Origin of the sequence: Paenibacillus protaetiae, from assembly GCF_004135365.1 — a bacterium.
GTDB classification, from domain to species: Bacteria; Bacillota; Bacilli; order Paenibacillales; family Paenibacillaceae; genus Paenibacillus_AP; species Paenibacillus_AP protaetiae.
This window is the reverse complement of sequence record NZ_CP035492.1, coordinates 2,085,812-2,098,425: the sequence shown is the minus strand read 5'-3', so window position 1 is coordinate 2,098,425 and position 12,614 is coordinate 2,085,812. Positions and strand designations below refer to the sequence as shown.

Here is a 12,614-nt window from a genome sequence, read left to right as displayed (position 1 = left end):
CGTTAAGACCATTTGCGCAGCTCTCTCCGCACGATGGCTCTCCGCTCCCGAATGTAATTGCGGATAAAAGAAGGTTCGGATTGAAACGTCTCATAGCTGTGCTTGCGTGTATGGTCAGCATGGATGGCAGGAGAAAGTTTTTTGTACAAAGCGCTTATAATCGGATCGATCCGGTCGATCGTAAACGATTTCTCAAGCAGTTTTTGCAGTAATTCGCTATATTTTTTGCGGATGGAAGGAAAGGAGAACAGCTTGGCGGTCAAGCGGTTGTAGCCTTGCACTTGAACAAGGTCGCTCCCGCAAGGTTTGCCATAGCAGTTACGTCCCCAGGTTCCTTCATAATCCCAAGGGATAATGCGGTATTTGCCGGTATCCTTGTGTTCATATATGGCGTAGTTCTGGTCGAAACCGTCATAATTGCCGGTTAATACGGCACCGGCCAGCCATAATAAATATTGATCGACATCAAGCCGGCGCGCGGTATGGACAGCAAGGTCCTTGCCCGACAGCCGGTTTAAATTTTTGACGAAGCTGGCTAATCTGGTTCTTGTTCCTTTTGGCCCGCGAATGACTTCATAGCCATCCAGCAGAGAGCGTTTTTTTGCTTTCGTTTCAGGATCAATGACGCCGAAATCCGCACTGTCATTCACTGCGTAAAGCAGAGAGGTATAGCCGATTCCCCGTTTGGCAAAAAAATAACGATCCACCGATTCGATTTCCAAATATACGCCTTGCGGTTCGCCGTTAATGATAAGCCATATATGGTTCGTGCGCGGCGAAGGTACACCGATCTGGTTAAAGAAATGGAAGGAGAGGGCGTTGCGGATCATGGACGGGTCGTCGTATTCCGCGTTCCAATGCAGCGTCCGGCCGCCTTCCATTTTAATATCATACGATTTTTTTTCATAATTACGGGTATGCCCGCCACGGATACCAATTTTAACGGGATAAACTTTTCCGCCATAAATAAGCTTTGCCGGTTTGAATATGTTATTCCATGTATCCTGCTGAACTTCGTGTAAATCAGAGGAATGGATTTGGATGCTGCGTATCGGCAGGCCCTCTGTGGACAATGTGACCATCCCCTTAACAGAATTCAAGCCTATCGTTATGGGACGATAGGCTTTTATGCTTATTTACCGTATTCGGTTAAGGGGCTGTTTGACACGGCGAAAGCCGGGATGAACCGGCATTCAATCCCGTTATCGGCTCCGGTTAGTACAGCCAGCGATGGCAGCAGTCAAAACGGACCTCACAGCAGTGCTGTTTCTTGCCGTAGGATTTGTGCTCTTTTTTGCCGCAAGATTTTTTTTCTTCTTTCTTGCAGCCGCAAGATTTGTGTTCTTTTTTACCGCAAGATTTTTCCTTTTTACAGCCGCAAGATTTTTCTTCCTTCTTGCCGCAGCTCTTAGGCTCTTTCTTGCCGTAAGATTTTTCTTCTTTTTTCTCCCAGCTGTTATCGTCCTTTACGCCGTAGCTGTTGCCATAGCTGCGGCTGCTGCCGTCGTAACCGCTGTATTCCGCGCGGCCATAGCTTCTGGAATCTTTGCCGCCGCCATAGCTCTTGGAATCTTTGCCGCCGCCGTAGCTTTTGGAGTCATAACCGCTGCCGTAGCTCTTCGAATCATATCCGCCGCCGTAGGAATCTTTTTTGCCATGGTCTTTTTCATGGTCTTTGCCATGATCTTTTTCGTGATCTTTGCCATGGTCTTCTTTGCCTTTGGATTTTTTCGTTACGCTTTTGTGCGTAAAGCTTTTGTGGTCGAAGCTTTTGTTATCAAAGCTCTTGTTGCTGAAGCTTTTGTTGCTAAAGCTTTTGTGTTCCTTTTTCTCGCTTTTTTCTTTTTTGGAATCTTCTTTTTCATGATCTTCTACTTTGCAGTATTCTTCTTTAAAATACTCTTTTTTGTAGAATTCTTTTTTGAAGTCTTCCTTCTTTTTGTTTTCTTTCTTAAATTCCTGCTCTTTGAAATCTACTTCTTTGTTCTTTTTCGACTTATGGACTGCCGATTTATGCGTTGCCGACTTGTGGGTAGATGACTTGTTTGTAAACGATTTATGCGAAAACGATTTATGCTCGTTTTTGCCGCCATCCTTACCGCCATCCTTACCGCCGTCTTTACCGCCGTCCTTGCCACCATCTTTGCCACCATCTTTGCCGCCGTCTTTTTTCCAGCCGCTCTTCGAATCTTCTTCGAACCAGCTCTTGATTCTAGTTTTTCTAGTAAGAGACATTATATCTCCTCCTTTAATAGATTTAATACAGCGTATGAGGAGACTCTATTAATGGAAACGGGTTAGCTGCTCATTCTCCGATAAATAGTTAATAATCTAGTACAAGTTTCATAGAGGTTCATATAAATATAGAACAGATAACTCGCCGGGGCGGCTGCCGGTTAAGGCGATTAGAACCTGTAAATTCAAATGATCATGGAGGGAACAGGAATGAGTAGATGTTTTCCGGGGCCGTTTGCCGGACCGTTTGCAGGAAGAGGGCCAATTGATCCAACGCGTCAAAATCCGTCAAGAAACCGCCGAAACGGCTTGAAGCGTATGATCGGGAATTTCGTATGTATTAATCTGGTCGGCGATGAGAAGGTCGAAGGCAGGCTGATCGCTGTTTGCCGCGATTATATCGTATTGCGGACAAGAGACGGAATCGTATATGTGAATGCCAATCAAGTCGAAAGCGTAGCAGAAAACGGGGCAAACCGGAGCAGAGGAAGCCGGACACCACGATTCATTCGTGCTGCAAACTTTCATGATCTGGTCAGGCAGCTGGAGAATGAATTCGTCAAAATTACGTTTGGCCGAAATGACAAAGTAAAAGGATATATAACCGATGTATGCGATAATACCGCTACCGTTGTTGACTGCCATAAATTGGTGTCCGTATATATTGATAAAATAAAAACGATCAGGCCGTTAAATGACCGTGACCGTCTTGGCAGCGGCTCCAATGGAAACCGTTCAAACCCTGCAAACATTGTTCCGGCTGAAATTGCTCCGGTTGCTGCCGGCAATGCGGGCAGATCCGGCAGAAGCCGCGGCGAAACAATCGGATCGAATAACGAGCTGGAATGGGCATTGGGCACGATTCCTGAACCGGAGTTTCGCCCGAACCGTTACGGCGTTCCGGAATCGCTTTTGCTGAACGGAGCTAAGAAGAAACCGTCCGCCCGCAAATTAAAAAAGAAATAACGGCCAGCTATCGTTAGCCATGCACCATGCTTCCAAACGGAAGGAGTTGCGATCGACATGGAAAAAAAACACCCGCTGCAGGACAAATGGGTAGAACTGCTCATTTCGGACCATGCAGCCCCCGTTCAAGGCAAGCTGATCGATATCGGCCAAGATATTTTTGTTATCCAAGATGGCGTGAAATATGTTTATGTGCCCATTATTCATCTACAGCAGCTCCGTTTCTTGCAGGAGGAGCCGCGCGAGCTGTTCCCTATTCCGGAGGAGTTGAAAGGAAGGCCGTTAGAGCAGCTTCAGGACCCGGTATCCTACCGCAAAATATTGTTAAGCGCTAAAGGGATGTTTTCGGAAATATACGTTACGGGCAGCCAGAGCATCCATGGTTACTTGACATCAGTCATGAATGACTTTTTTGTTTTTTACTCTCCTGTGTATCATACGGTGATCATATCGCTTCAGCATTTAAAATATTTGGTTCCCTATCATCCCAACATTACCCCTTACCAGCTGTCTCCGGAGCAATTTCCGCTCAGGCCGTCGACGATTACGCTTGCGCGCACATTTGAAGGCCAGCTTCGCAAGCTGGTCGGCGAATTCGTTATATTGGATCTCGGCGTCAATCCGAACAAAATCGGCTTGCTGAAAAACGTGCAGGACAACATGGCGGAGCTGGTGAATGCCAACGGCGCTTCGATATTTGTCCACATCGACCATATCCAGACGCTTCATATTCCTTAAAAAGCGATAGCCATCGCTTTTTTTTGTTGCATTAGTTTTCATGCCGCGGGGAAAACTGGAAAAAGGAAGGTGGACAGCGATGAATACAACAAACAAATTCGGCATTTTATCTTTTTATATGATCATGTTGTTGTCGGTTGGCCTTGCGAATCATGTAATCGTGCTTCCGCTGCTGCTGGATGCGGCTAAACGGGATGCTTGGCTAAGCGTCCCGATTGCCATGGTGATCATGATGATTTGGTCCGTGCTGCTTTTTTACAAAGTGACCCGGAGCATGGCGGGGATCCGCATCGATGTTTGGCTGAAGCAGCGGATTCCATCCGGCTTGGCATACGGCATGGTTTGGCTGCTGCTCGGCATCCAGCTCTTTATCGCTTACACCACGCTTGTTGAAACTGCAGAGTGGACGGCATCCACTTATTTGCCGGATACGCCGGTTATAGTCGTATCGGTTGTAATGGTTGCGTTATGCGGCTTTGCCGCCTGGAACGGCATTCAGGCGATCGCCTACACGGCATGTATTTTACTGCCGATTGTATTTGTGCTCGGTGATTTTGTTATGTCGGTTAATATGCCGCAAAAGGATTATTTATTTCTGCTGCCGATTATGGAACACGGCTATTGGCCGGTTATACGCGGTACGGCCTACAGCGTAAGCAGCTTTGCGGAAATTTATTCGCTGCTGCTCATTCAGCAGCACTTGTCGAAGCCGATCCGCAGATGGCAGCTGCTGCTGCTTTCTTTTTTTCTCGCGATTTTAACATTTGGTCCAACGACGGGAACGATTGCGGAGTTTGGCCCCGTCGAAGCGGACAAGCTCAGGTTTCCGGCATTTTCGCAGTGGCGGCTTGTCGTGATCGGCAAATATTTGGAGCATGTCGATTTCTTCGCCGTATTCCAGTGGATGTCCGGAGCGCTTATCCGCATTTCGATCCCTCTTTACCTGCTGTCCGAATTTGCTCCGTTCCGGGCTTCTCGGTACAAAACAGCAACGCTTACGGTCATATGCGCGGGGCTGTCGGTATCTGCCTATTTTACCTTTCGGCACATGTTTGCTTTTAAACGGCTGTTAGATCAATATTTCGCGTATATTTGGATTCTGGTTATTGCGATCGTTTTTCTATTGTGGGCGTTTACTTTCATTAAACAAAAGAAAGGAGCCGGGGTGTAATGGGCGGTCCCATGTTCTATCCGCGTGGCGCGGCGCGCGTCAAGTCGATTAAAACGATGTTGTCGGAAAGTGACGACATCATTATTCAGTCGATGATGGCCGGCGATGCAAAACCGATGACGTATGAACTTATTTTTTGCATGGGCATGGTCGATCCGCGATCCGTGCAAGATTTTTTGCTGCCCCAAATGGAAAAGCTGGCGGAATGGTGGTCGAAGCGAAGCCGCAAGGAGCTGGCTCCAAGCCATAAAGTGGAGGAACGGTTCGAATCGAAGCTGATTACGCAGATCGATCCGACCAGCTACGAAGAAGAGAAGCAAATGTTTGCTTCTATTTTTTCAGGCAATGTTCTGATTGTGCTGGAAGAAGATCTGCTGTTTATGTTTGACGCTGCCGACCAGCCCAGCCGCCAGCCGGAAGAATCTACAATGGAGCTTTCTCTTCGGGGGCCGAGGGACGGTTTCGTTGAGAAAATTTCAATTAATTTAGCGTTAATCCGGGGCAGGCTGAAATCGACGGATTTGCACTGCGAATTTCGCACAATCGGCTATGAATCAATGACTCGGGTGGCGTTATTGTATTTGAGCGGCAAAGCGGATCCCGGACTGATTCAACTTGCGAAAAACCGGCTTGACCGGTTAAACATTAATGCCTTGCAAAATTCAAGCGAGCTGGAGGAACTGTTATCGGACCGGAAAAACAGTCTGTTCCCGTTAATGGACTATACGGGCAGGCCGGATTACACGGTGCAATCGCTGCTGAACGGGAGGATCGCCATTGTTGTGGATGGCTCTCCAAGCGTTATTATGGCGCCGACAAGTTTGTTCCGCGTAATCAAATCGCCCGAGGATGCGCATTTGCCGTTTTATTATGTATCGCTGGAACGCTTCCTGCGGCTGATCGGGGTGGGGGTCTCGATGTGCCTGCCCGGCTTTTGGGTCAGCTTATCAGCCTATAATACGGATCAGCTGCCGTTTACGCTGCTGTCGACCGTCGCTCTTTCCAGACAAGGGCTGCCTTTGTCCGCATCGGCGGAAATGTTTATGATGTTATTCATGTTTGAGCTGTTTCGCGAAGCGGGCGTCCGGCTGCCGAGAGCTGTCGGGCAGACCGTTACGGTTGTAGGCGGCTTAATTGTGGGCGATGCCGCCATCCGGGCCGGCTTAACTTCACCTACCATGCTGGTAGTTGCTGCAATTACAGCGGTATCTTCGTTTACTTTAGTTAATCAGACGATAAACGGCAGCGTTTCGATTGTTCGCCTGCTCATCTTGCTGTTGTCTTCGGTGTTAGGATTGTTTGGCTTTTTTGTCGGAAGCTTAGCGACTCTTGTTTATTTATGTTCGCTGAAATCGTTTGGCTACTCCTATATGAGCCCGCTGGCGCCTTTTTCGTTCAAGAAGCTTGTGCCTGGGCTGTTACAGAATCCGTGGTATAAACGGTTGCGAAGGAGATAAAGTATGGGCAAAAAATGGGTTGCAGCCTTAAAGTCAGCGGCGGCAAGTTTGCTTCTCGTTATGGCCGGCTGCTGGAATCAGGTCGACCTGCAGGATATGACCTATATATCCAGCCTCGGCATTGATTATAAGGACGGCGAATACCGGCTTTACGCCAATATCATTTCTCCGGCAGCTGTAGCGAAACAAGACAGCTCTGCCCAAACCGATGAAGGGCCGTCAAGCACTTCCCGCGTGGGAGAGGCACACGGCGAATCGGTGTTGCTTGCCATCGCGAATTTGTCCAAAGTATCACAATATATTGTAAGCCTCGAACATCTTAAATCCATTGTCATTCATGAAAGAGCGCTTCCTTACTTGTCCTCGATTTTTGACGGCATCAACCGGCAGCGGGCGACACGCGGAACGACATGGATTTATGGGACAAAGGACAATATGATAGAGCTGTTTCAAGCGGATTTGATGCGGAATGTTTCGCCGCTGGACAGCATTTTATATTCCCCTATTCAGGTATACAAGCAGGACAGTTTTTTTGAACCGGTTCGAATGCACACTTTCCTGCAAGCCTATAAGGAACAAGCGATGACCAATCTGATGCCCAGCTTGTCTTTAACTACAAAGTATTGGACGGAAAACAAAAAGAAGGTTGCGATGCCGGAAGTTGACGGCGTATTTGTGTTTAAGGATGAACAAAATATTACTTACATGAGCAACGAGCAAATTCAAGGGCTGCACTGGATGCAGCCGGATTTTAAGAAAGATTTCTTGAAGGTGAGCGATACGGAGGGCGGCGGCGGCAAAACGAAAGGCGTTACGATCGTTATCGATTCCACCAAACCCGGCCTGAGTGCAGAGTGGCATGGGGATAAACCTGTATTTACAATCAAGCTGCACGCCAAAAGCCATGTGGTTGAAATGGAAAAAAACATGACCAAAAACGAAATTGTTCATGGCGCCGAGCAAAAAATTAAAGAGGAAATTTTAAAAACATACACGTTTGCCAAACAACGTAAAGCGGATCCCTTTTTGCTGGAGCTGCACTTATACCGGTTTCATAACCGGAAGTGGAAAGCGATGAACCGGCAGGACAACTGGCTTCCGCCAGCGGACGAGCTGCGCGTAGAGGTGGATGTATTGCTGTCGAGCCCCGGCAAATATGAACTGCTTGCACATAAATAAAGCCATTAAAGCGAATGATAACGCTGGTGTGAAAAATTATAATTTTGGTCCAAGGAGGAACTTCCTATGTTACAGCCGCTAACCGCCAAAGAGCTGGAGTATATCGCGGACTCGATGTCCAACGAGGATTTGCTCATGAAGCAATGTGCAGCATTTGTTTCCACATCGTCCAATCAGGCGTTGAAACAGCTTCATACGCAAATGATTCATACCCATCAGCAGCATTATCAAACGCTGATGTCGTCGATCCAGCAGCACCAGTCGATAGCGCCTACCCAGCCGCAATAATTCCGCGATAAAGGAGAGATCTTGATGTATCAACAACAGCATGCGCAGCCTAATATGCCGGAGAAGGACATGGCTTACGCGGTTTTGTCCGATTTGAAGAGGGTTGTCCGCGAATATGCGACAGCGGCAACGGAAGCTTCTTGTCAGCAGGTTCGCTCCATGTTTACGAATTTGCTGAACAGCACGCTGAAGATGCAAGGCGACTTGTACCAGGCGATGCAGCAGCAAAATATGTACAGCACTTCGTCGCCTGCGCTCAGACAGGAACTGGACAAGCAATATAAACAATATCAGCAGGATTTGCAGCAAACGAACCAGTTTTTGCAGCAGGCGACAACGGCTGGCCAGCAAAACCAGGCGAACCTGCCGAACCAGGCATTTTATAACGGCCAGACGAATGCGCACGCTCAGCCAAACCAGCCGTATTATATGTAAGACCCCGCCCGGGGTCTTTTTTCAATTTCCTTTGCAGGAAACGTACATTCGTTGTAATATAAATTTTATAATCGCAGCAAGCTGAGAGGAGTTAGGCGATGAACGAACTGCAGCTGAAAGTGTTGGATCTGCTTAAAGAAGATGCAAGAAGAGACGCTGAATTAATTGCTACGATGCTTGGCGAGCCGGTTGAAGCGGTTAAGCAGGCCATCCACGATTTGGAGAACGACCATATCATCGTCAAATACGCCACCGTTGTTAATTGGAGCAAAGTGGACGATGAGAAAGTAACCGCGCTGATCGAAGTGCAAATTACGCCGGAACGCGGGCGCGGGTTTGAAGGAATCGCGGAACGCATTTACCTGTATCCCGAAGTGAAGTCCGTTTATTTGATGTCGGGCGACTATGATCTGCTGGTAGAAGTGGAAGGGAAAAATTTGAAAGAAGTAGCCGCATTTGTATCTAACAAATTGTCTCCGATTGATGCGGTGCTGTCGACCAAAACCTTCTTTATTCTAAAAAAATACAAGCAAGACGGAATTATATTCGAGGAGAACGAAGGCGACCATCGATTGATGATATCGCCGTAAAAAGGTGAGGGCAATGATTAAAAACGAGGAAATGCATGAAGCCGTCCCTGCCCGGCGAGACTCGATGTCTGCCTATTTATCGCCGCTGGCAAACGGCATTAAACCGTCGGGAATCCGGCGCTTTTTCGATTTGGTAAGCTCCCGTAAGGATGTCATCACGCTTGGTGTGGGGGAACCTGACTTTGTAACGCCTTGGCATGTGCGCGAAGCGGCGGTTTATTCGCTGGAATCGGGCAAAACGCAATACACATCCAATGCCGGCATGCCTGAACTGCGGGAAGCGATCACCCGTTATTTGGACGATTCCTTCCAGCTGAAGTATGATCCAGCGAAGGAAGTGCTCGTCACTGTCGGCGGAAGCGAAGCGATCGATTTGGCGCTGCGGGTGCTTATATCGCCGGGAGACGAAATTCTCATCCCTGAACCCTGCTATATATCTTATTCGCCGATTACGACGTTAAGCGGCGGAAAAGCGGTTGGCATCGAGACGTTTGCGAAAGATCAGTTCAAGCTTTGCGCCGACGAGCTTCGCGCTTCGATTACGCCTCGCTCCAAAGTACTTATTTTATGTTATCCAAGCAACCCGACCGGCGGCATTATGACCTATGAAGACTGGCTTCCGATCACGAAGATCGTAGAGGAAAACGATCTGATTGTCATATCCGACGAAATCTACGCTGAATTGACGTACGGCACCAAGCATGTCAGCTTCGCATCGATGCCGGGCATGAGAGACCGTACGATCGTAGTAAGCGGCTTCTCCAAAGCGTTTGCGATGACCGGCTGGCGGCTTGGTTATGCATGCGGCCATCCGGACCTGATTGGCGCCATGCTGAAGGTGCATCAATATACGGTGATGTGCGCACCGATTATGGCGCAATATGCCGGACTTGAAGCATTGTCCGAGCATGGGCTGGAGGAGAAGGACCGGATGATCGAATCGTACAATCAGCGGCGTAGGCTGGTTGTCAAAGGATTCCGCGATATCGGGCTGGAATGCCACGAGCCGCAAGGGGCGTTTTATGCGTTCCCATCCATTCATTCGACCGGACTTACATCCGAACAGTTTGCCCAGCGGCTGCTGGAGGAAGCGGCTGTAGCCGCTGTGCCGGGCGATGTGTTTGGTTTAGGCGGCGAAGGGCATCTGCGCTGCTCCTACGCAACGTCGGTACCGCAGCTGACGGAAGCGCTGGAGAGAATCGGACGGTTCGTTCAAAGCATGAAACAAATGTAAGCAGTTAGGCTGTTTCCCCTTGGTAAAGCCGGGAGGAGCAGCCTTTTTTTGTACGGCGCCATCAATAAATTTCTTGTGGGTTTCGCGGGATCATCCGCTTGATGATCGGGTTTCCCAGCGGATTGTTCGCACCGGTTGCCGGCGGACCGGAGGATAACACGTATAATCTCCCAACGGTCCGTCAGATGTATTTATGGTATAGTGAAAAGAGTGAGTGGAGGCTGGAATGAACGGCCGAAACGGTAAATGAGACGGAGCATGAACGGAAAGGAATGGAGCGGAAGATGAAGCTGTATACAAGATCCGGTGATAAAGGGCAGACTTCCCTGATCGGAGGGAGAGTGCGTAAAGACGATTTGCGCATAGAAGCTTACGGCACCATTGATGAGCTGAACAGCTTCGTAGGGCAGGCGGCGGCTGAAACGGGCAAATATGCCGAGCTGGCGGAACTTACGGCTGTTCTGCATGCCATTATGCATGAGCTGTTTGACTGCGGCTCCGATCTGGCTTATGCAGCTCCCGGCGCACCGCTCAAAATGACGGGCGAGCCGGCTGAGCGGCTGGAGCAGCTGATGGATCAATATACGGAGGAAGCGCCGGAAATTACCCGTTTTATACTGCCGGGCGGAAGCGCGCCCGCCGCTTTGCTGCATGTATGCCGCACCGTGTGCAGACGGGCGGAACGGCGCGTGGTGACGCTGGCTGCCGAGCATGAAGTGAGCGGCGAAGTGATGGCTTACTTGAACCGGCTGTCGGATTTCTTTTTTGCGGCGGCCAGACTTGCCAACACACGGCTTGGCGTAACCGATATTGAATATGAACGGAGTGCCGAAGTATTCGGCAAAAAGAAACAATGACAGAACTGAACCGCTATTATGAACCATTAACGGTACACATTACGGAGCGGGAACAGGGCATGATGGTCCGTACGGTGCTGGAGCGAAGGCTTGGCGTCTCGCGCAAGCTGCTGAGCCGCGTTAAGCTGACGGAACATGGCATTACGCTGAACGGGCGCCGCGTGTATACGAATGACAAAGTGCAATCGGGCGATGTGCTGGCGGTACGGATGGAGAAGGAGACCTCCGCCGATATTTTGGCTGAGCCGATCCCGGTCGATATTATATTCGAAGACGAATATTTGTTAATCGCCAACAAGCCTGCCGGACTGATTGTGCATCCGACGCATGGCCATTATACAGGGACGCTGGCTAACGGGGTTGTTTACCATTGGCAGATGAAAGGGGAGCAGGTCCGGTTCCGTCCGGTACACCGGCTGGATGAAGAAACGTCAGGGCTGGTCGCCATCGCCAAAAATCCTTACATCCATCAGCAGCTGTCGGAGCAGCTGCAGGCGGATCAAATCCAGAAGCGTTATCTCGCTTTGGTGTACGGAGCGCCGTCTCCTGCGGCGGGAACGGTGGATGCGCCAATTGACCGCAATCCGGATTCCCCGCATATCCGCATTGTGAAGCCGGACGGCTACCCGTCCGTTACCCATTACGAGACGGAAGCCGTTTACCGGGGCGGAGCTGCTTCGATGGTGCGGCTGCGCCTGGAGACAGGCCGCACGCATCAAATCCGCGTTCATATGCGGCATATCGGCTGCCCGCTTATCGGCGATAAAATGTATGGACCGGGCGAAGATGGCGAGGCCGAGTGGGAAGCAGCAGCAGGCCGGCAGGCGCTTCACGCCGAGAAGCTGGGGCTTACGCATCCGATGACCGGCAAGTGGATGGAATGGACGGCGCCGCTGCCGCCGGAGCTTGTCCGGCTGGAGCAAATGCTGGCCGGCCAATAAGCGGCCGAACAATAGTTGGACGGACAATAGCGGTGCAGCCGGCAAGCCGAAGCGGGGGCCAGGATCGGCTGCCCCCGTCACAAAGCGGCGCGAAATTTTTTTGCATACAACAATTTTGGCTTTTCACTGTATATCCAATTGGAGGAACAATTCATCATGAGCGAAACGTTAACCGTAATTCAATATCCAAAATGCGGCACTTGCCGTACGGCCGTTAAATCGCTGGAGGCGAAAGGCCGTACGCTTCAGCTTCGCCACATCGTGGAGGATACGCCAACGGCGGAGGAACTGAAGGCGATCGTGGCGAACAGCGGCTTGCCGTTGAAAAAGTTTTTCAACACATCAGGAGAGAAATATAAAGAGCTTGGGCTGAAGGACAAGCTGGCTTCGATGAGCGAAGACGAGCAATACGCTTTGCTTGCTTCGAACGGCATGCTTATTAAACGCCCGATCGTCACCGACGGGAAGAACGTAACGGTAGGCTACAAGGAAGAGCAATACGAACAAGCTTGGAGAGGGTGAG

At 49.7% G+C, this 12,614-nt stretch carries 14 protein-coding genes; 12 read left to right on the top strand and 2 right to left on the bottom strand.

Annotated features, from left to right (window positions below; translation table 11 throughout):
• Nucleotides 1–2 precede the first annotated feature (2 nt).
• Together ET464_RS09675 and ET464_RS20005 are read right to left on the bottom strand one after the other, a co-directional pair.
• Nucleotides 3–1,073: a CotH kinase family protein gene (locus tag ET464_RS09675; RefSeq protein WP_129440404.1), complete on the bottom strand. Its 1,071-nt coding sequence runs from the start codon at nucleotides 1,071–1,073 to the stop codon at nucleotides 3–5.
• Nucleotides 1,074–1,215: 142 nt separating this feature from the next.
• Nucleotides 1,216–2,235, bottom strand: coding sequence for a hypothetical protein (locus ET464_RS20005; RefSeq protein WP_208543915.1), 1,020 nt, complete (start codon nucleotides 2,233–2,235; stop codon nucleotides 1,216–1,218).
• A 210-nt stretch (nucleotides 2,236–2,445) separates the two neighbouring features.
• On the opposite strand from ET464_RS20005, the gene ET464_RS09665 reads away from it, so the two are divergent.
• From ET464_RS09665 to ET464_RS09610, 12 genes are all read left to right on the top strand, one after another.
• Entirely contained in the window at nucleotides 2,446–3,201 is a 756-nt protein-coding gene (locus ET464_RS09665; protein WP_165279964.1) for a DUF2642 domain-containing protein, read from the top strand.
• Nucleotides 3,202–3,258: 57 nt separating this feature from the next.
• Nucleotides 3,259–3,939 (top strand): DUF2642 domain-containing protein, encoded by a 681-nt coding sequence (locus ET464_RS09660; protein WP_129440400.1) that lies wholly within the window; start codon nucleotides 3,259–3,261, stop codon nucleotides 3,937–3,939.
• Between the two features lie 79 nt (nucleotides 3,940–4,018).
• On the top strand, nucleotides 4,019–5,110 hold the full coding sequence (locus tag ET464_RS09655) for a GerAB/ArcD/ProY family transporter (RefSeq protein WP_165279963.1): 1,092 nt from the start codon (nucleotides 4,019–4,021) through the stop codon (nucleotides 5,108–5,110).
• A complete protein-coding gene (locus tag ET464_RS09650) occupies nucleotides 5,110–6,567 on the top strand; it encodes a spore germination protein (RefSeq protein ID WP_129440396.1) in 1,458 nt (485 codons plus the stop codon). Before ET464_RS09655 ends, ET464_RS09650 begins: the two co-directional genes overlap by 1 nt.
• 3 nt (nucleotides 6,568–6,570) lie before the next feature.
• Complete coding sequence (locus ET464_RS09645; RefSeq protein ID WP_129440394.1) at nucleotides 6,571–7,746, top strand: Ger(x)C family spore germination protein; 1,176 nt, start codon at nucleotides 6,571–6,573, stop codon at nucleotides 7,744–7,746.
• 66 nt (nucleotides 7,747–7,812) lie between these two features.
• Nucleotides 7,813–8,034: a hypothetical protein gene (locus tag ET464_RS09640; protein WP_129440392.1), complete on the top strand. Its 222-nt coding sequence runs from the start codon at nucleotides 7,813–7,815 to the stop codon at nucleotides 8,032–8,034.
• A 24-nt stretch (nucleotides 8,035–8,058) separates the two neighbouring features.
• A complete protein-coding gene (locus ET464_RS09635) occupies nucleotides 8,059–8,469 on the top strand; it encodes a spore coat protein (protein ID WP_129440390.1) in 411 nt (136 codons plus the stop codon).
• A 98-nt stretch (nucleotides 8,470–8,567) separates the two neighbouring features.
• Entirely contained in the window at nucleotides 8,568–9,059 is a 492-nt protein-coding gene (locus ET464_RS09630; RefSeq protein WP_129440388.1) for an Lrp/AsnC family transcriptional regulator, read from the top strand.
• A gap of 13 nt (nucleotides 9,060–9,072) precedes the next feature.
• Complete coding sequence (locus tag ET464_RS09625) at nucleotides 9,073–10,293, top strand: aminotransferase class I/II-fold pyridoxal phosphate-dependent enzyme (RefSeq protein WP_129440386.1); 1,221 nt, start codon at nucleotides 9,073–9,075, stop codon at nucleotides 10,291–10,293.
• A gap of 284 nt (nucleotides 10,294–10,577) precedes the next feature.
• Nucleotides 10,578–11,150, top strand: a complete 573-nt coding sequence (locus tag ET464_RS09620; protein WP_129444248.1) for a cob(I)yrinic acid a,c-diamide adenosyltransferase — start codon at nucleotides 10,578–10,580, stop codon at nucleotides 11,148–11,150.
• Entirely contained in the window at nucleotides 11,147–12,091 is a 945-nt protein-coding gene (locus tag ET464_RS09615) for an RluA family pseudouridine synthase (protein WP_208543914.1), read from the top strand. The genes ET464_RS09620 and ET464_RS09615 overlap by 4 nt, the downstream gene beginning before the upstream one ends.
• A 156-nt stretch (nucleotides 12,092–12,247) precedes the next feature.
• Complete coding sequence (locus tag ET464_RS09610; RefSeq protein WP_129440384.1) at nucleotides 12,248–12,613, top strand: arsenate reductase family protein; 366 nt, start codon at nucleotides 12,248–12,250, stop codon at nucleotides 12,611–12,613.
• Nucleotide 12,614: the final 1 nt, after the last annotated feature.